The 18,803-nt window shown below is 37.8% G+C and carries 18 protein-coding genes and 1 riboswitch; of the genes, 11 read left to right on the top strand and 7 right to left on the bottom strand.

Annotation, left to right across the window (positions count from 1 at the left end; translation table 11 throughout):
• Positions 1-78 precede the first annotated feature (78 nt).
• Positions 79-1,383 (top strand): S-layer homology domain-containing protein, encoded by a 1,305-nt coding sequence (locus GY23_RS09645; protein ID WP_075619023.1) that lies wholly within the window; start codon positions 79-81, stop codon positions 1,381-1,383.
• 247 nt (positions 1,384-1,630) lie between these two features.
• On the opposite strand, the gene GY23_RS09640 is transcribed toward GY23_RS09645, so the two are convergent.
• Positions 1,631-2,773 (bottom strand): CAP domain-containing protein, encoded by a 1,143-nt coding sequence (locus GY23_RS09640; protein WP_075619022.1) that lies wholly within the window; start codon positions 2,771-2,773, stop codon positions 1,631-1,633.
• 196 nt (positions 2,774-2,969) lie between these two features.
• Here GY23_RS09640 and GY23_RS09635 point away from each other — a divergent pair, with 196 nt between their 5' ends.
• The 6 genes from GY23_RS09635 (at position 2,970) to GY23_RS09610 (ending at position 9,001) form a co-directional block, all read left to right on the top strand.
• The gene (locus GY23_RS09635) at positions 2,970-3,545 is read left to right on the top strand and encodes a VanZ family protein (protein WP_075619021.1); all 576 of its coding nucleotides are present in this window, start codon (positions 2,970-2,972) and stop codon (positions 3,543-3,545) included.
• 46 nt (positions 3,546-3,591) lie between these two features.
• Entirely contained in the window at positions 3,592-3,744 is a 153-nt protein-coding gene (locus tag GY23_RS09630; protein ID WP_075619020.1) for a Fur-regulated basic protein FbpA, read from the top strand.
• Positions 3,745-3,967: 223 nt separating this feature from the next.
• The gene (locus tag GY23_RS09625; RefSeq protein ID WP_075619019.1) at positions 3,968-5,419 is read left to right on the top strand and encodes an amidase family protein; all 1,452 of its coding nucleotides are present in this window, start codon (positions 3,968-3,970) and stop codon (positions 5,417-5,419) included.
• A gap of 296 nt (positions 5,420-5,715) precedes the next feature.
• Positions 5,716-6,867 (top strand): DEAD/DEAH box helicase, encoded by a 1,152-nt coding sequence (locus tag GY23_RS09620; protein ID WP_075619018.1) that lies wholly within the window; start codon positions 5,716-5,718, stop codon positions 6,865-6,867.
• Complete coding sequence (locus GY23_RS09615) at positions 6,864-8,093, top strand: aminopeptidase (protein ID WP_075619017.1); 1,230 nt, start codon at positions 6,864-6,866, stop codon at positions 8,091-8,093. Before GY23_RS09620 ends, GY23_RS09615 begins: the two co-directional genes overlap by 4 nt.
• A gap of 11 nt (positions 8,094-8,104) precedes the next feature.
• On the top strand, positions 8,105-9,001 hold the full coding sequence (locus GY23_RS09610; RefSeq protein WP_075619016.1) for an SGNH/GDSL hydrolase family protein: 897 nt from the start codon (positions 8,105-8,107) through the stop codon (positions 8,999-9,001).
• A 211-nt stretch (positions 9,002-9,212) separates the two neighbouring features.
• Here the strand turns inward: GY23_RS09610 and GY23_RS09605 are convergent, their stop codons facing one another.
• Positions 9,213-9,566 carry a magnetosome magnetite crystal formation protein family gene (locus GY23_RS09605; protein WP_075619015.1) on the bottom strand — a complete coding sequence of 118 codons (354 nt, stop codon included), beginning with the start codon at positions 9,564-9,566 and terminating at the stop codon, positions 9,213-9,215.
• Positions 9,567-9,605: 39 nt separating this feature from the next.
• Positions 9,606-10,694 (bottom strand): M20 family metallopeptidase, encoded by a 1,089-nt coding sequence (locus GY23_RS09600; protein WP_075619229.1) that lies wholly within the window; start codon positions 10,692-10,694, stop codon positions 9,606-9,608.
• Between the two features lie 129 nt (positions 10,695-10,823).
• Positions 10,824-10,928: riboswitch (TPP riboswitch) on the top strand.
• Between the two features lie 99 nt (positions 10,929-11,027).
• On the opposite strand from GY23_RS09600, the gene thiT reads away from it, so the two are divergent.
• Entirely contained in the window at positions 11,028-11,612 is a 585-nt protein-coding gene (gene thiT / locus GY23_RS09595; RefSeq protein WP_075619014.1) for an energy-coupled thiamine transporter ThiT, read from the top strand.
• Between the two features lie 330 nt (positions 11,613-11,942).
• The gene (gene map / locus GY23_RS09590; protein ID WP_075619013.1) at positions 11,943-12,692 is read left to right on the top strand and encodes a type I methionyl aminopeptidase; all 750 of its coding nucleotides are present in this window, start codon (positions 11,943-11,945) and stop codon (positions 12,690-12,692) included.
• A gap of 135 nt (positions 12,693-12,827) precedes the next feature.
• On the opposite strand, the gene GY23_RS09585 is transcribed toward map, so the two are convergent.
• The gene (locus tag GY23_RS09585) at positions 12,828-13,553 is read right to left on the bottom strand and encodes a TspO/MBR family protein (RefSeq protein WP_075619012.1); all 726 of its coding nucleotides are present in this window, start codon (positions 13,551-13,553) and stop codon (positions 12,828-12,830) included.
• Between the two features lie 393 nt (positions 13,554-13,946).
• Here GY23_RS09585 and GY23_RS09580 point away from each other — a divergent pair, with 393 nt between their 5' ends.
• A complete protein-coding gene (locus GY23_RS09580; RefSeq protein WP_075619011.1) occupies positions 13,947-15,749 on the top strand; it encodes a M3 family oligoendopeptidase in 1,803 nt (600 codons plus the stop codon).
• Positions 15,750-15,755: 6 nt separating this feature from the next.
• Complete coding sequence (locus GY23_RS09575; protein WP_075619010.1) at positions 15,756-16,301, top strand: GNAT family N-acetyltransferase; 546 nt, start codon at positions 15,756-15,758, stop codon at positions 16,299-16,301.
• Between the two features lie 228 nt (positions 16,302-16,529).
• Here GY23_RS09575 and GY23_RS09570 read toward each other — a convergent pair whose 3' ends face one another.
• The 3 genes from GY23_RS09570 to GY23_RS18465 form a co-directional block, all read right to left on the bottom strand.
• On the bottom strand, positions 16,530-17,084 hold the full coding sequence (locus GY23_RS09570) for a beta-class carbonic anhydrase (RefSeq protein ID WP_075619009.1): 555 nt from the start codon (positions 17,082-17,084) through the stop codon (positions 16,530-16,532).
• 276 nt (positions 17,085-17,360) lie between these two features.
• Positions 17,361-18,368 (bottom strand): rod-share determining protein MreBH, encoded by a 1,008-nt coding sequence (gene mreBH / locus GY23_RS09565; protein ID WP_075619008.1) that lies wholly within the window; start codon positions 18,366-18,368, stop codon positions 17,361-17,363.
• A gap of 247 nt (positions 18,369-18,615) precedes the next feature.
• The gene (locus tag GY23_RS18465) at positions 18,616-18,756 is read right to left on the bottom strand and encodes a hypothetical protein (protein ID WP_169834562.1); all 141 of its coding nucleotides are present in this window, start codon (positions 18,754-18,756) and stop codon (positions 18,616-18,618) included.
• Between the last annotated feature and the right edge of the window lie 47 nt (positions 18,757-18,803).

Raw genomic sequence — 18,803 nt, 5'->3', positions numbered from 1 at the left:
TAGAGTATTAATTGTAGAGTACAAATTTTTAAATTTAGTATACTTCAACACTCTTCTACATACATTTAGAGGTGCAAAATGAAATGGAGAGTGGCAATCATAATGAGAGAAACATGGAAAAGAAGAATAATCAGTGTGACTTTACTGTTTGTATTAGTACTATCGCTTGTTGTGCCAAATGCATCTGCAAATGCAGGCACAGTGAATTATTTGGCGTTGGGTGATTCACTGGCCGCAGGGTCGACCCCATATAAAACGCTTGATAATGGGTATTCGGATTTTACAGCAGCTGCTTTAAAAGAGAAAAATCTTCTTGGTAGTTATTCGAAGGCATTTGCTGTACCTGGAGATAAAACCAATGATGTGTTAGAAGACTTAACGACGAATGTACAAGTCAGAGAAGCTGTCAAAAGTTCGAATACGATTACTATTTCTGCAGGTGCAATTGATTTGCTGAAAGACGCTAAGCTAGATTCCGAGAAAAAAGTGCTCGTTCTTGATGAGACGAAAATACCTGGAAACTTAAAGAATGTAGCAGTAAATTACTCATTAATATTAAATGCAATTAAAGAATTGAATCCACAAGCACAAGTCTACGTTATGGGATATTATTTCCCTTTTCCTTATGTAGCGGATGTACAAAAGCCTAAATTGATCGAGTTAACACATACGTTGAATAAAACGATTGAAAGTGTTGCAGTTTCACAAGGTGCAACATTTGTGTCTGTATACGAAAAGTTTGGGAATGATCCGAAAGCGTATTTGCCAAACCCATTAGATATCCATCCAAATACGGAAGGATATAAGTTAATGAGTGAAGCCTTATTAGAAAGTTTAGCCAAACGACAAGTAGTTGCGAAAGATGTTCCAGCAGGTCACTGGGCTGAGAAGGAATTGAATTTGTTGCTCGCTAGCAAAGTTTATAATCTAGATGAAAAAGGCAATGTTTATCCTGAACAAGCCATAACGCGTGGTGAAGTAGCCAATATATTGTTCGGATTAATTCCATTAACTAAAAGTATTCCAGTCAACCCAGGATACAAAGATGTATCAGAAACGCATCCATTTTACATGGCGATTGCTAAATTAACAGAAGCGGGAGTATTCACGAAAGATACAAACTTCAATCCTGATGCTCCCTTGACTCGAGTTCAATTGGCAAAAGTTGTTGCACTGGCGTTCCAATTAAAAGGGGATGGCACAACTCCAGCATACAAAGACATTAGCAAATCGTACTGGGCAACTCCATACATCAGTGCGTTGACTTCAACTAAAATTATGAATGGTTATTCAAATGGTGCATTTGGATTACATGACAAGACGACTAAAGCACAATTTGCCGTCATTTTAGTTCGAATACAAGCTAAAACTACTGCACAATAAAAAAACATTATCACATAGGTTTTCGGGAGCTTTGCAAAGCTCCGCACCTTTAAAATGGGAGCAATGTGACTTTGTCACATGCTCCCATTTTGCTTTTTCAGTTAATACTGCATTCAAACCATTTTCTACCCGGTTACACGCGAAGGCATCCCAAAAGTGCCGAAGCGTGTATTAGAGGGAAAACTTAGTCCAGTTTATAATAATGACTTTTTTTAGTGACCTCATATGTCAGTACTCGTTCTTTTCCTCAAGGCTTATAAAAATTCTCCGTATAATACGGTTGATTCTCATCATTAAACGCGACCCCTACACCAAGAAACGTAAAATCGCTTTTCAATAAATTTTTGCGATGGCCAATAGAATTCATTAATCCCTCATGCGCAAAAATACTACTAGATTGTCCATATGCTAAATTCTCACCTGCAACTGAATAGTCAATGCCATCCGAACTCATACGATCAAAAGGAGACTGACCTTCTAAGTTTGTATGATTAAAATAATTTTGTTCAGCCATGTCTAGACTATGCTTATAAGCAGTCCCTCGAATGGTGGATTCCCATCTGACAGGTGGGATGTTATGGTGAACACGTGCGGCATTTGTTAAATCAAATAACTGAAATTCAAAACCTTGTTGTAATGTCTCGCTTGTTTCCCCATAAAGAGCTGGTTTTTGGTTCTCGAGTGATTCAGAAATAATTTGAATCGCAGTTACCGTATTGCTTTCGTGAATGTCATAAAAAACCGTCACAAAGACATTTTCAATTAAGAAAGTATCCATTTCTCCATCATTATTCAAAATATAATTGACGTTGCCTTTCATGATGTGTTTGATCGGATCTCCAAGTGCTTCTTGCACACTTGATTTTGAACTACTTAACTTAATGCCGTAGGTTGACGCAATTAAATCATTATTAGTAAATAAGCCATTCACACGAGAAGATTCATCAAATGAAACCATTAGAAAGTTTTGATAATCTGTGTGGAAGGTGTGCCACTGTGTGCCATATTCGTTCGTTGTAATTCGTTGTGCCTTTCCCAGTTCAGCATTTACTTCGCTCATTGCATCACCAATTTGAACGTTATGTACTGAAAATAAACCGTCAGTTGGGGTTGCTAAAGTGGGTTTATCTACTTTTTTTACAGGCTCATAAAGTGTTTCCCCTGGTTGCAATGTCAACTTTGCAGGAATCGTTGCAACTGTATTTGAAAAGTCATTTAATGTTTTCTCGATAAATGGTTGGTCTTTTATAAAGTTATATCCTTTAATTACTTGAGCATCAATGGCATCTAAAAATGACACATCCACAAATTCACTTGCTGGTTTTTCCCAGAGCGGGCTTGTTAAGTATGCGACAAAAAGTAAACTAAGGATTGTGCTAATGTATCGCATAAATTGCCTCCTTATTTGACTTGCACCATAATTAGTGCGAGTTTGTACCTTGAAAAAGCTTTTATACTATTATAGTATCCATGTATCGATAGTTGAATACGTACTTAAGTTCAATTTGTTTCAAACTTAAATTTTCATTCTCTAGCGAAACACATTAGAATAAGAGTACTATATGAAAGATATTAGGTGTGCTTCTATGAATTCAATTCTGCGATATATCCAAGAAATGGGTTTCTACATGTTATTGATCTTACCCCTCATTATAATCGTAAGGTTTTTCCGAATAAAACGTAAGAAAATCAGGACGACACTTTTACATGAATTCGGCATTGCCGGTTTTTTTATGTTTTTAACCGGTTTGTTATCACAAACAATCTTACCATCCGTATACACGAATGGGGGAGAGGTAATATTTGTAAATGGAAATCACCAAGCGATAAACCTCGAACTTTTCAGAGTGTTTACCTATACGTTTAACGCCATCAAATACTTGGATTTGTGGCAACCATTTGTAATAAATTTTTTAGGGAATATTGTGATTTTTATTCCGATTGGATTTTTACTTCCCTTACTGTGGAAAAAGTATGATCGAGCATGGCGAACGATTGGAATAGGATTCCTTTTGTCATTAACCATTGAGATTCTACAGCTTCCTCAAATGAGAAGTAGTGATATAGACGATTTGTGGCTCAATTCTTTAGGTACAAGTGTTGGATATATAGTGTATAAAAACTTTCCTACAGTAATTAAGGACCGTTTTAAATTGAGATGAGTCGGGTATACAGGATGTGAATCTAATTTTTAAGGAGTTTTACATCATGTTTGTGCCAACAGAAACGAAAATGGATAATAAAAAAATGACCGTTATTGAAGATTTAGTAGAACAAGGTGTTTTTAAAATTGAGGGAAAACAATTATATGAACTAACTTTATATGAATTAATAAAAGAACATCTAGAAATAGAAGAGTAAGAAAGCGTCAGAGTAACAGGGAAACTCCTGATATTCTGATTTTTTTTCGATTATTTTTATGCTACAAAATACACTGAAAATAAACTAAACGACATATGATTTGAAATAGGTTTTACGGAGAAAATAATATTCAGAAATATGAATGTAAAAGCCGAATCACTCGGTAGTTTCAGCTAGAATAACTTACTATAGGTATTAACAAATTCGTAGTGGAGGAAATCACATGAATCAAGCAAAACGTAAAAAATTAATGGAAGAATGGTTAGATGAAGCAACGATTGCACAAATGCAAGAAAAAATGGCTACAAATGAAATGACATCAGAAGATTTAGTCTTCATGTATTTAGAGATAATTGCGGAAAGAAATCCAAATATTAATGCAGTACTTGAAGTTAACTCAAAGGTGATTCAGATTGCACAAGCACTAGATGATGAACGACTAGAAAAAGGTCCCCGTTCGATGCTTCACGGGATTCCTATCCTTATCAAAGATAATATCGATACTGCGGATGATTTACATACAAGCGCCGGTTCTTTATCACTCGCCAACCACTATGCATTGAAAGACGCTACACTTGTGAAAAAGTTACGGGATTCGGGTGCCATTATTTTAGGGAAAACAAATATGACAGAATGGGCCAATTTCATGTCAGACCGAATGACAAATGGTTATAGTTCACGAGGAGGACAAGTGAAAAATCCTTACGGTCCGTTTGACGTAGGTGGTTCAAGTTCAGGATCCGCAGCGGCGATTGCAGCGAATTTGGCTGCAGCGGCTATTGGGACAGAAACATCTGGATCAATACTCAACCCTGCTGCGCAAAATGGATTGGTAGGCTTGAAACCTACTGTAGGTGCAATAAGCAGAACAGGTATTATTCCATTGGCTCATACACAAGATACTGCGGGACCTATGACACGCACCGTAGAGGATGCTGTACATGTGTTTTCGAGCATAATAGGAAAAGATGAATTCGATTCGATTACGCGTAAAAGCAGGCATTTGGATAAGGTTGACTGGATCAATTGTTTGGATTTGAACGCATTACGTGGGAAAAGGATTGGAATCGCTCGTTCCATTTTTGACAGGGAAGTAACAACGGAACGTGCTGAACTGTTCGATAAACAAGTAACGGTATTACGTGAACTTGGTGCAGATATCGTGGACAATGTTGACCTTGCATGCCTGGAAGATGATTTAGGGTACGCTGTTCTTACACATGAATTTAAAGCGGATTTAAATTCATATTTAGGAAAGACGCGTCCATCTAATCCGATACGTTCACTTGCAGACGTTATAAACTTTAATAAGCAACATTCAAAGGAAACACTTCCGTATGGACAGGTATTGCTTGAGAAATCGGAACGTACTACAGGGACATTAATAGAAAAAGAATATATTGAAGCTTTGGAACGCAATCGTTATTTAGCGGGTGAAATTGGATTGAGTAAATCACTAGATGATCTGGAACTTGATGCACTAGTTTTCCCTCAGGACCATGGATGTAGTATTGGAGCAGCGGCAGGTTGCCCATCTATAACAGTTCCAGCTGGTTTTTCCCAAGCTGGCGAACCATTTGGCCTCACATTTTCCGGGAGAGCATGGAGTGAACCTTTGCTCATATCCATAGCCTATGCATTTGAACAAAGAGTACAAGCACGGAGAAAACCATAAGTTAAAGCATTAAGATAAGTTTTAAAATGCAGGATGATCTGAAAAAGAGAGGGGATGCGAAGTCACATTCGTGCCCCTCTTTCTTCTTAGATCATGGTGCAGCATTTAGGCATCCATAGTGACCTGGGAGTCTGGATGTGTCAATGATCATTATCAGTTTTCAATCATAAACAAGGACCTGGTACACTTTGCCTGGTTTATCTTATATTTTGAAACGAATCGTTTTCACATAAAAAGGCTTAAATAAGCGAATTATGTTAAACTAAAATCACGTATGTATAAAGGTGGAATCGACCATGTCATTTATCGAAAACTTAAAACCAGAACTCCAAAATAAATGGAAATTTGATTATGAAATGCCTGTGCAAACGCAGTTAATCCCAAGCATGCTTGAAGGGAAAGACATCGTTGCACAATCTCCAACAGGGTCTGGTAAAACATTAGCTTTCGTTTTACCGATACTCAACCAAGTGGAAGGCTCATTGCAAAAAACACAAGCACTTATTGTTGCACCGTCACAAGAATTATCAATGCAAATTGTTGAAGTTTTGCGTGAGTGGACTGCTGACACGGATATTACAATTGCTCAATTAATTGGTGGGGCCAACATGGCACGCCAACTAGAAAAATTAAAGAAAAAACCTACGATTGTAGTGGGAACTCCTGGTCGATTAAATGAATTAATGAAATCGAAAAAGCTTAAACTGCACGAAATTCGTCATATAGTATTAGACGAAGGCGACCAACTTTTAGCAAGAGAACATCGCAATATTGTTAAATCACTTATAGACGGTTCAAACCATGACCGTCAAATCGTAGTTGTTTCTGCTACAATTACGGAAGAAATCGAGTTAGTAGCAAACCGAATAATGAAAGAACCGGTTCGTATTCACATTACACACGAAGAATTACCTGCCCAAGGAAAGGTTGTTCATTCATTCGTTAAAGTTGAAGAGCGAGACAAAACCGATTTACTAAGACGTTTAGCATACGTCGAGGGATTAAAAGGGTTGGCTTTTGTTAACAATTTAGATCAGTTACTGATGAAGGAAGCGAAATTGAAATTCCGTGAAGCTAAGATCGTTGCGCTACATTCAGATATGAAGAAAGAAGAGCGTAAGCAAGCATTATCGTCGTTCCGAAAGGGAGAAGTAAGTATATTAATTGCTACCGATATTGCAGCACGTGGGCTTGACATTGAAGGATTGACACATGTAATACATGTTGATGTTCCACACGCGATTGAACCGTATCTACATCGTTCTGGGCGAACAGGTCGAGCAGGTGCAGATGGGGAAGTGTTGTCATTATTAACATACACAGATGAAAAAAATTATAAAAAGTGGACAAAAGAATTGCCTTCGAAACCTGTACAGAAAGTATGGGATCAAGGCCATTTAGTTGAAGGCTCTTCCAAAACACTTCAACAAAGGGGGAAAAAAAGATGACATTCGACGAAAAATTGGCTGAATACGCTGATTTAGCAGTGCGTGTCGGACTCAATGTTCAATCTGGACAATACGTGTTAATTAACACAACAACCGATACTCTTGATTTTACGCGAGTAGTTGTTCAAAAAGCGTATGAAGCAGGAGCGAGACGTGTCCATGTAAACTTCACAGATGGAACAATCAGTCGAGCTTTTTATGATATGGCACCGGATTCCGAAATGAATGAATTCCCTGCTTGGATGGTGGCACAACGCGAAGAATTAATAGAGCAACAAGGTGCTCTTTTATGGATTGATGCAGAGGATCCAGATTTATTATCTGGAGTTCCTGCCAAACGGATTTCTACTCAACAAAAAGTTGCTGGACGTGCTTTGGAAAAATATCGTGCAGCAGTCATGTCCGACAAAATCGCTTGGTCAATTATAGCCATTCCTTCTGAAAAATGGGCAGCAAAGGTATTCCCGAATTTGCCAAAAGATGAACAAATCAGCTCTCTATGGGAAGCCATCTTTAAAACAGTGCGAATTGGTGAAGGTACGGCATTGGAGAAATGGAAAACTCATATAGAAGAGTTAGAGTCCCGTGCCACTACCCTAAATAACAAACGCTATAAAAAAATCATTTATAAAGCTCCTGGTACAGAGTTATCAATTGAACTTCCGGAAAAGCACTTATGGATTTCTGGAGCCAGCAGAACTCCTGACCAAACGGCGTTTATTGCTAATATGCCAACAGAAGAAGTATATACTGCACCATTAAAATTAGGTGTAAATGGATATGTACGCAACACAAAACCTTTTGTCTATTCAGGCAATGTCATTGATGGATTTACATTAACGTTTGAAAACGGGAAGATTGTTAAAGCTCTAGCAGATGTAGGTAATGACTTACTTCAAGAACTCATTCAAAACGATGAAGGTTCAGCTTATTTAGGAGAAATTGCATTGGTTCCTCATGAATCACCGATTTCTTCTTCGGGTATCCTATTTTATAATACATTGTTTGATGAAAATGCTTCGAATCATTTAGCAATTGGGGAAGCCTATCCTACATGTGTAGAGGGTGCTCGTGATTTAGAAGAAGCACAACTTCAAGCATTGGGAATCAATACATCCATCACTCATGAAGACTTTATGATTGGCTCTGCCGAAATGGATATTGATGGTGAACATGAGGATGGAACAACAGAACCTATTTTCCGCAAAGGAAACTGGGCATTTTAGAAGGGGATATCATGTTAAATAAACAAGTGGCTATTATACTGATGATCTCTATAATGTTTTTTGCACCTCTTCAAACGAGTGCTCAAGTATATGGGCCTGTTTCGTATGTAGCAATTGGTGATTCCCTTGCTGCTGGTCAAACGCCGAATCGTGAAATTGATACCGGCTATAGTGATTTAATAGCTCAAGAAATTGCACAACATCAACGACTCGTGTTTTTTTCAAAAGATTTAGCATTTCCAGGGTTTACTACTACCGATGTCCTACAACGTGTGCAATCTAAAGAGGCAAAACCCTTGCTCCAAAAGGCAAATGTCATCACGGTTTCAGCAGGAGCCAATGATTTACTGAGGCTGATTGATTCGAATGCGAGGTCTGGATCATTGTCCTTCCAGCAAGTCCCGGCAGACTTCTCGCTAAACGTTGTTAGGAAAAACATGCAGATACTACTTGCCGACTTAAAAGAAAGTGCCCCAAAAGCAGAAATATATGTCATGGGTTATTACTTTGCATACCCTCATGCACGTGATTCTCAAAAAGTAGGGACAGCTAAACAATTAGATCTATTGAATGAAATACTTGAGAAGGTCGCCAAAGAAGCTGGAGTTGCTTTTGTATCGGTTGACGCAGGGTTTGGCGACAAAGCCATAGAAAAGATTCCAAATCCTTCTGATGTTCATCCAAATGCAGAGGGTTACCGAACCATGGCAAATAGTTTCTTCAATGTCTATGCGAAAGGCAAAATGCAAGTTCTACGAGATGAAATCCCACCAGCGAATCCGATATCATTTGAGCAAATCATTGCGCAGCAGAGTGCAACAGATGAGGGAGATGAATCTGCCGTATTGCCATCATCATTCTTAGCAGATGAGTTTTTAGCTTTAACTGAATTAAAACCTGTCATATAAAAAGTTGGAACTCGGGTATGAGTTCCAACTTTTTATTTCCCTGAATATGTGGTTTTTGAGCTCTTCTTAGAATTCATAACTTTTTTTACAATAGGAATTATGATAGGTGCAAACTTGATCGCGGATTTAATTAGTTTACCAATTTTCATGTATATCGCTCCAGTCAGTGTTGATCTATCATTGTAATTCCCGTTTTAAGGTCTAGTTAAACCTAACGAAGCACTTTAATGCCTTGAACGATGTTCCAAATCAATACAATGATTGACAGAATTGCGTAAAGTAACATAAATAATAAAGGCAATCCAGCACTAAGGAAATCAAAAGATGAACTTTGACCAGTTGTGAAATTTGTTGAAATACTATACCTAGAAAATGAACCAATTATTAATACAATAAAACCAATTATCCCAAGTCCAACTGGAATCAGATGCGATATTATCGACCGTTTTGCATGATACTTTACTTCTTTATCAGGGGAAACAAAATAAACGATTATTGGTAATAAGAAAGGAGCAAATAATACACTGAAATAACATAAAGCAGACAAGACTCGACTATTCTCCATTTTATCCCTCCTACAAAAACCTAATTCCTATTAATACGACTAAATGTTCAAATGGTTTCTAGTTAATGCATGTTTCGTCAAAATATCTGCATACTGTTTAACTGAAGAAATTACTACATACTCCTCGGGGCCATGCCAATCATCACCACTAGGACCAAATTCAATGGCCCCTGCACCAGTTTTTGCATAATAGCGAGTATCTGCAGCTCCATGCTGCCCAAACAATATGGCTTCCTTCTGTGTGACATCAGCTGTTATTCTAGCCAAAGTCTGAACGAAGGAATTATCTTCAGTTGTCGTAATGGCTGGACTTTTCCCGCGAACTTTCACGGTATTTAATGGGTTTATTGATCGAGCTAAATCCGTCATTTGTTGTAAAATGTCTTGCCATTTTTGACCTGGTACAAAGCGGATATCATAACCAACTTCGCAATGGTCTGGAACGACGTTATAGCGATCCCCTGCCTGGATTTTAGCCAAATTAATAGAAGGATATTCATAATATGAATTGCTTGCTGTTGTGAATGGTAAAGTCATAAGTTTTTCATGGAAAGCGTAAGATGCTTCAATTGCATTATTTCCTTCCCATGGACGTGAGCCATGTGCAGCTTTTCCTAAGAATGTGATATTTATCTGCACAATTCCTTTTGATTGAACGCTTAATTTTAAGTGAGTAGGTTCCCCGCAAATGACAAAGTCTCCTGAATGACCCAGCTCCACAAGATGACCCGATGTTTTTCGTCCACCGGTTTCTTCATCCGTTACAATGTGCAAGACGATGCGTTGCTGTAATTGATCTTTTAAAGACGAAATGCGACGGAAGGCCTCCATCATAGCGGCCACACCAGCTTTCATATCAGCTGTTCCTCGTCCGTATAATCGATCACCTTCTATATAAGGATTGAATTGTTCGATTTTTCCAGGTACTACATCCACATGACCATTCCAAACGATGGTAGTGGAACCTTGGCCTATCTCAGCATGAATCATGAGTCGACCATCGTTCTCGATTACCTGATGTGGAATATCATGACTTGTCAACCAAGTCGAACAATAACGAAGGGCTTCATTGGCTCCTGACTCAGTATCACTTTTTATTGCGACTAAATTCTTCAACATTTCGATCATGTACACTTCACAGCCTTCCCAAAATGCATTTATCCTAGTATACTACTTCCAAATTCAAAGAACTATCGAATGTTCTTGATTACCTTTCCCTATTTGGGTACAATTAACACGTTAGAATAAATTAGATGTAAGTACCACAAGGGGAGCCTGTAACGGCTGAGAGTGAACGAGAAAAGTTCTAACCCTTAGAACCTGTAAGTTAATGCTTGCGCAGGGATGTGGATAGAAACCGACACCAACGATGTCAGGCTCTGTCCTGGATATCGTTTTTTTTGTTGTTTTTTTTCACCCCCGACATGCGATTTACAGTACATCGCAAGAGGAGGAAGAAAGATGAGGAATCAGAAAGTTTTATTACTAGTAGAGATCTCGATCTTTGCTGCGTTAGGATTTGTATTGGATTTTGTTGCTTTCAAAATGCCACAAGGGGGATCAGTCAGTTTAGTGATGATTCCGATTGTATTAATGGCATTCCGTAGAGGCGTATTTGCTGGCGTACTAACAGGAGTATTAGTGGGATTGTTGCAGATTGTATCAGGATTAATATCTGTAACTCCATTATCATTTAGTTTTGTTGTCATGCAAGTAATATTAGATTACATAATCGCTTATGCAGTAGTAGGATTGGCTGCTCTACTTCGTTCACAATACATCAGTAATGCCCGCAATAATAATCGTGGGAAATTGATTTTCTCGATTGTGATTGCTGTCTTATTTGGATCTTTTTTACGATATATCACGCATGTCATTACTGGCATTTTCTTTTTTGATATGTATGCAGATGAAGGTGCTAATGTGATAATCTATTCAATTGTTTATAATGCGACGTATATGATTCCTGTATTCTTACTTACAGCTTTCATCTGCTCGTTACTATTCTTAGCTGCACCACGTTTACTCGAACCCAAAAAGATTTAAGAAGATACTAGAAAAAACAGAAATGAAACTAACCTGTTGGTTATCGTGCATTTGCGCTGCCGCAGGTTCCGCATGAGCCTACAAGTATGAAGAGTACATACTTGTAGGCTCATTTTCTTCACGCTCCTGCGCAAGCTCGTCGCAGAAAAGTTGTGTTAGCCGTAAATACACTCTTTTGTTTTTTATTTATGTTCAACAGCATTCAATTATGTGGGCCATTATAACAAGATTGGTTTCGTAATGTTCAGAATGATTTTGATGAATGGGAATACGCACTTTCTTATGGTATAGTATGTGGTAGATATTTTGAGAAAGAAGGATTTAACGCATATGATTGCCAAAACCACAGAAGACTTTGAGACGTTAAAAAAAATTGGTCGTATCGTCGCTGAAATTCGAGATGCGATGCGTGCAGCTACAAAACCAGGTGTAACAACGAAGGAACTTGATGAGATTGGTGGACGCATGTTTGAAGAAAAAGGGGCGATTTCAGGACCTAAAGGTGAGTATGATTTCCCTGGATTCACATGCATTAGCATAAATGAAGAAGTAGCTCACGGCATCCCAGGTAAACGCGTAATAAAAAAAGGGGACATCGTGAACATCGATGTGTCTGGATCATATAATGGCTATTTTGCCGACACAGGCATTTCTTTTGTAGTAGGTGAAGGATACGAGAAAAAGGAAAAACTTTGTGAAGTAGCTGAAAGTGCATTTAACCGAGCAATGTTGAAAGTAAAAGCTGGTGCTCGCTTAAATCAAATTGGTAAAGCAGTTGAAAAAGAAGCCAAGCAAAATGGTTTTACAGTCATCATGAACTTAACGGGGCATGGTATTGGGAAATCACTTCATGAAGCACCTTCGCATATTTTGAACTATTTCGATGCATGGGAACCAACCATTTTAAAAGAAGGCATGGTTTTAGCAGTTGAACCGTTTATATCGGAAAAAGCAGAACATATCGTAGAATCTGGCGATGGCTGGACATTTTTAACACCAGACAAATCACTTGTAGCTCAAATTGAACATACAGTTATCGTGACAAAAGGTGCCCCAATATTAATAACAAAAATTGATTGATAGAAAAGCGGAAAGCGCCACTCTAGCCCGACGCCGGCTGCTTGCAGGATGAAAGGCGAAAACTCCGCCTTTCTGACCCCATAAAGAGGCCCGCGGGCTGGCGCCTGGAGCTAGACATACGAAAAGACCAACTGCCTAGGCAGTTGGTCTTTTTTTTATGAAAATTATTCCTACCAGCATCACTGCACACAAGAATAAGGAAGCAGTTGAAACTAGTAATTCATCTAATCCATTGTGCACAATAATACCGATGTATGCCCAAATAAAAACGTATACAACCCAAACATCAAAATAATGGAACCGAATATGTAAAGCAACAGCAGTTCCTATTGTCATCATAATGACAGCCCATAGTGGATCACTTAAACCCCAACCATCCCATTGATAAACGGTTAAGACATAGCTAATATTCACAATCGTCGCTACAAAGATCCATCCTAAATAAATGGATATAGGTAGACGACTCAAAAGATGTTGGTCCGTTATGGGATAAGATAGATAAAGTATAAGTAAGGTAATGAGGAAGCCAATCATAATCACAACTGTTAATAAAAATTGTTCATAATGCCAAAAGTAAATCCATGCAATATTTAAAATACAACTAATGACAAACAGATTTGATTGCTTTTGATAGGAAGCATCACGTTGCTTATTCTTTTTCCACATGCCCATTAACCATATAACTAACAATACATAGATCACAATCCAGATTGAAAAGACATAACCAGCGGGTTTAAATAAGACTGGAAGTCGATTGGAAATGTCCCCAGTAGTTTGATTATTTATAGGTAAGATATTCGCTAGTGCATTAACTACGATTACACCAATCAGAGAAATGACCATAAGTGCGAAACGACCCATAGCGTTCACCTCCTAATTTTAGTATAACGTCATGTGAAGGTAACAACAAATGACGATTTTACGAAATTTTCTGTAAAAACGGTAACAAATGAATAGATTATATGGGTTATTTTCGATTAAATGCACTTTTTATTGAACATAGTTAGGAAGATAAGAAAGACACTCAGCTACTACCAAACGATATATTAAACCCACAACCTTTTAATATCAACCAAAATGTGGAATTTTTATTGATATATCAGTAATAAATAAAATGATTCAACATATTATGCGAGTATATGTGAAATAAGCATATAGTTTGTAAAACGCATATCGATGTTTCGCATGCCGAATAACCATGATATAATTACTTAGTATTTTCGGAAAATTTAGATAGACTATGGGGGAAATAAATTGACTACAAAAACTTACGCGGAAGTTTGGGATCTAGATATATTTTTTAAAGGGGGAAGTTCATCTCCTGAACTTCGAGAGCATTTAGAATCCTTAAAAATAAAACTTGATGCATTTGAACACAGTTTATCTGGATTTAATATACCACAAAGTGAACTGGACGCACCTAAAATAGCTACTATTATCGAGGAAACAAAACAAGTAGCAGAAAACTTATCTCAAGCAGGAGCAGTAGTCGGTTGTTATTTAGCCCAAGATACTACAGATAAACAAGCGAAACTTTTACAAGGTGAGATTGGCTCATTAGGCGCTCGCTTTTCATCGTCAATGCTTGTGGTTCAACAACAATTGTCAAAAACTGATTCCAATGTATGGCAGTCATTGATGGAAGATAAACAGTTAAAAGAATTTTCATTTGTATTAAATGAATGGCGAGATGAAGCTAAGGAAATGCTGTCTGAAAAAGAAGAAGATATGATAACTGCTCTTGGTGTGGATGGGTATCAAGCCTGGGGCCAACTTTATGATTTATTAGTTGGTGATGTAAAGGTCCGTGTAACAGTGGATGGGAAAGAAAAAGAGTTCTCTGTTGGTCAAGCAAGTAACTTAAGTTCACACGCTGATGCAAATGTGCGCAAAGAATCATTTGAAGCACTTGAGCAAGCCTGGACAGATAAGGAAGAGTTTTTTGCCAAAACACTAAATCATATGGCTGGTTTCCGATTAGCGGTGTATAAAAAGCGTGGGTGGGATTCGGTTCTTAGAGAACCATTACAAATCAATCGAATGAAACAAGAAACTTTAGATGCTATGTGGGGGGCGATTAGTGCACATAAAGCGCCTTTTGTTAAATACTTAAAGCGTAAATCCGAATTAGTTGGTGCAGAATCAATGCACTGGTACGACTTAGATGCACCTGTAACTGAATCAACAGAGAAAGTTTCATACCAAGAAGGTGCGGAATTTATTTTGAAGCATTTTGGTAAATTTGGACCTGAGCTAGAGAAATTTTCACGTCAAGCATTTGAGGATGAGTGGATTGAAGCGGAAGATCGCCCAAATAAACGTCCTGGTGGGTTCTGTACAGGCATGCCCTTGTCACAACAATCACGAATTTTCATGACGTATAGCGGAACAATGTCAAATGTTGCAACATTGGCACATGAACTAGGTCATGCTTTCCATTCATATGCACTTCGTCCCGTACATTGGATGAATCGACAATATGCCATGGGGGTTGCTGAAACGGCTTCGACATTTGCTGAAATGATTGTTGCGGATGCTGCAGTTAAAGAAGCAAAGAGTGCGGAGGAGAAATTAGCACTACTGGAAGACAAGATTCAACGAAGTGTAGCATTCTTTATGAACATTCATGCTCGTTTCTTATTCGAAACTCGTTTCTATGAGGAACGCAAAAAAGGGTTTGTGCCAGCTGCTCGTTTAAATAGCTTAATGGAAGAGGCTCAACGTGAAGCTTTTGGAGATGGATTAGGAGAAGTTCATCCTCATTTTTGGGCGTCTAAACTACACTTCTATATTACTGGAGTGCCATTCTATAACTTCCCGTATACTTTCGGATACCTTTTCAGTTTGAGTATTTATGCTAAAGCAATTGAAGAAGGTAGAAGCTTTGAAGAAAAGTACATTTCCTTACTGCGTGATACAGCGATTATGTCTGTAGAAGACTTAGCTAAGAAACATTTAAATGAAGATATTACACAACATGCATTCTGGGAAAAAGGCATCGCACTTTGTGTCAAAGATGTAGAAGAGTTTCTTGAGTTAACTTCATCTAAAGGGTGAACATACATGATTTTACTTGATGGTCAAACATGTTTTTTACGAACATTAAAAGAAGAGGATGCTTCGGATCTAGCAGGTCTTGTTTATCGAAATCGACATTATTGGTCGATTTATGAACCGAAACATCAAGATTCTTATTTTACCGCTGCAGTCCAGCGTGAGAAAATACTAGAATCTTTGCACAATATGAAAAATCATCGAGAATATAGTTATGGGATATATCATAGTGAGTCACATTCTCTTATTGGACATATTTCAATGTACAGCGTTAAAAGACTTCCTTTTTCTAGTGCATTTATCGGTTATTCGATTGATGAAAATTATGTAGGACAAGGAATTGCGACAGAAGCCGTCAAACTAGTGGTTAAACATGGTATGGAAGTTGTCGGTCTTCATCGTATTGAGGCGTATGTTTCACCGCGTAATATCGGCTCCATTCGTGTTTTGGAGAAGGCAAAGTTACAACGTGAGGGATTACTTCGACAATTATTATTCATTAATGGAGAATGGGAAGACCATTATCTGTATTCCATTTTAGAAAATGACTATTGAAAAGGTAAGACCGCATGGCGGAAATGGCGTAAAATGTTGAAAAGCTGGTTTCTCTTTTGAGAGACCAGCTTTTCTGTCGATTTCCCGGGAAATAAGCCGAGAAAATGTTGTTGTCTGATTTGATAAATAAAACCTTCATAATAAAATTTGCATCTAAACTACAACGATATTTTAAAAGCAGAATGGTGGAATGCTAAAAAGCTAAACATGAGCTCTTTATGCAGTTATTCATTTATCTTCTACGATATCCAGTCTTCCGGTAGCGGGGTCAATTACTAAACCATGAACGGGAAAATTTTTCAAAATTAATGGATGATTTCGAACCATATCTACACTATGTCTAACTGCTTCATGAACATCATCAAACCCGCGTAACCACATATTAATATCAACCCCAGAATGGTTCAACATATTAATGGTCTCATGAGCAATCCCTCTATTCACCATTTTTTGTATCATTTCATCAGGCTTAATCGCACTCATACCGCAGTCATAGTGTCCGATTATGTATATTTCGTCTACTTTTAACTCGTAGATTGCTACTAACAAGCTTCTCATAACTGCACCGAATGGATGGTTAATAACGGCACCTGCACTTTTGATGATTTTCACATCACCGTTTTTAAAATTCATTGCCTTTGGCAAGAGTTCAAATAAACGTGCATCCATACATGTTAGTATCGCAATTTTCTTGTCAGGGAATTTGGTTGTTATGTAGGGCTCATATTGTTTTTCGGATACGAATCTTTCATTAAAAGCAAGAATTTCATTTAAATAAGTCATTATTAGTTCCTCCTGAGCTGTAGTTCCTCTACTTATTGTAAATGAAATTCATAAGAACTTGCCACTTTTATGTTACAAAGCTAAAAATGGTGTATTTTAATTAACACTTACTCATCGAGAGGAATTACTATTTTTTATTAACTTTGGAGATGTACATATAGAAAAAGAGTGAATCAAATCATGAAGAATTGTCGCCCAAATTAAATAGACCCCACAACAAAAAATAAGCAAGATGATAGAATCATCTCGCTTATTAGGAGGTTACCAGTGTAGGAATTAACGGGCGATTTTTTGTAATTTGTCCAACATGACAAGTGAGCGACCTGTTCCAATCGCTACTGATTCAAGAGGATGAGGAGCAATGTGAACAGGAACTGAAATTTCGTTGGATAACCATTCTTGCATCCCTTTCAGTAATGCACCGCCACCGGTTAGAACTACCCCTTGATCAACAATATCTCCTGAAAGTTCAGGTGGACAGCTTTCAAGTGTTGCTCGAATGGCTTCTAATATCGATAATAATGATTCCTTTAATGTTTCTTGGACATCTGTAGAACTGATATTAATTGTTTTTGGTAGACCCGTTACCACATCACGACCGCGTACTTCCATTATTTCTGGTGTATGAGGTACAAGTGCGTAGCCAACTTCCATTTTAATTCTTTCCGCTGTACGTTCACCAATTAATACATTAAATTGTTTACGAACGAAATGAGTAATATCTTCATCCATGCGATCTCCTGCAACTTTTACAGTGTTCGAAGAGACAACTCCACCGAATGAAATGATTCCAATTTCCGTCGTACCTCCACCTATATCTACAATTACACTTGCAATTGGTTCACTAACAGGCAAGTCTGCTCCAATAGCAGCTGCAACAGGTTCTTCGATCAAATGAACTTCTTTCGCTCCACTGTTTTTAACCGCGTCATGAATCGCACGTCTCTCTACAGAAGTTGCTCCAGAAGGTGTACACACCATCACGTTTGGTTTGCGTACAGAACTACCTAATGATTTGCCTATTTTCTTCATGACCATTCGTAACATATCAGTTGTGACATCAAAGTCAGCAATAACACCATCTTTTAGTGGGCGAATGACAGTGATTGATCCGGGCGTTTTACCGATCATACTTTTTGCCTCTTCACCAAAAGCGATAACTTGTCTTGTGCGTGTATCAACTGCAACTACCGATGGTTCATTTAATATGATGCCTTTATTTTTAGTATATACAAGGATATTAGCTGTTCCTAAATCTATTCCTAAATCAATACTTGAAAACATGCGGATTCCTCCTTATAAAGCTTGCTACATCATTATAGAGGATAAAACGTGCTATGCCATGTGGTACTTAATGGGAGTTTTCAATTATTGCAGTAATTTGTGAGTCTAAAGAAGTAGATCTAGTCTTGAAAATAAGCAGAAAGTAAGAAGGTGTCATAATTTTGTCATGCTGGTGTATTAAAAGTGTAAACAAAACGATATGAGGTAACAAAAAAAGCAATCGTCCTAAGACGACTGCTTTTCTATATTAGAATTGATTTTTTGGTTTTGGGTCAATTATTTCTGATTCATGAGCAGGTAATGCTTTTCCAATGAAATGCATAACTGCCATTCCAACGATGCCTAGAATAACTATAAAACCCACGACTGTTATTACTCCGATAGCCATTAGAATTCCCCTTTCTACTAACCTATTTGTACAATACTATTAGTATA

The organism is Paenisporosarcina indica (genome assembly GCF_001939075.1).
Lineage (GTDB): Bacteria > Bacillota > Bacilli > Bacillales_A > Planococcaceae > Paenisporosarcina > Paenisporosarcina indica.
This window is presented reverse-complemented; position numbering and strand designations above follow the sequence as displayed.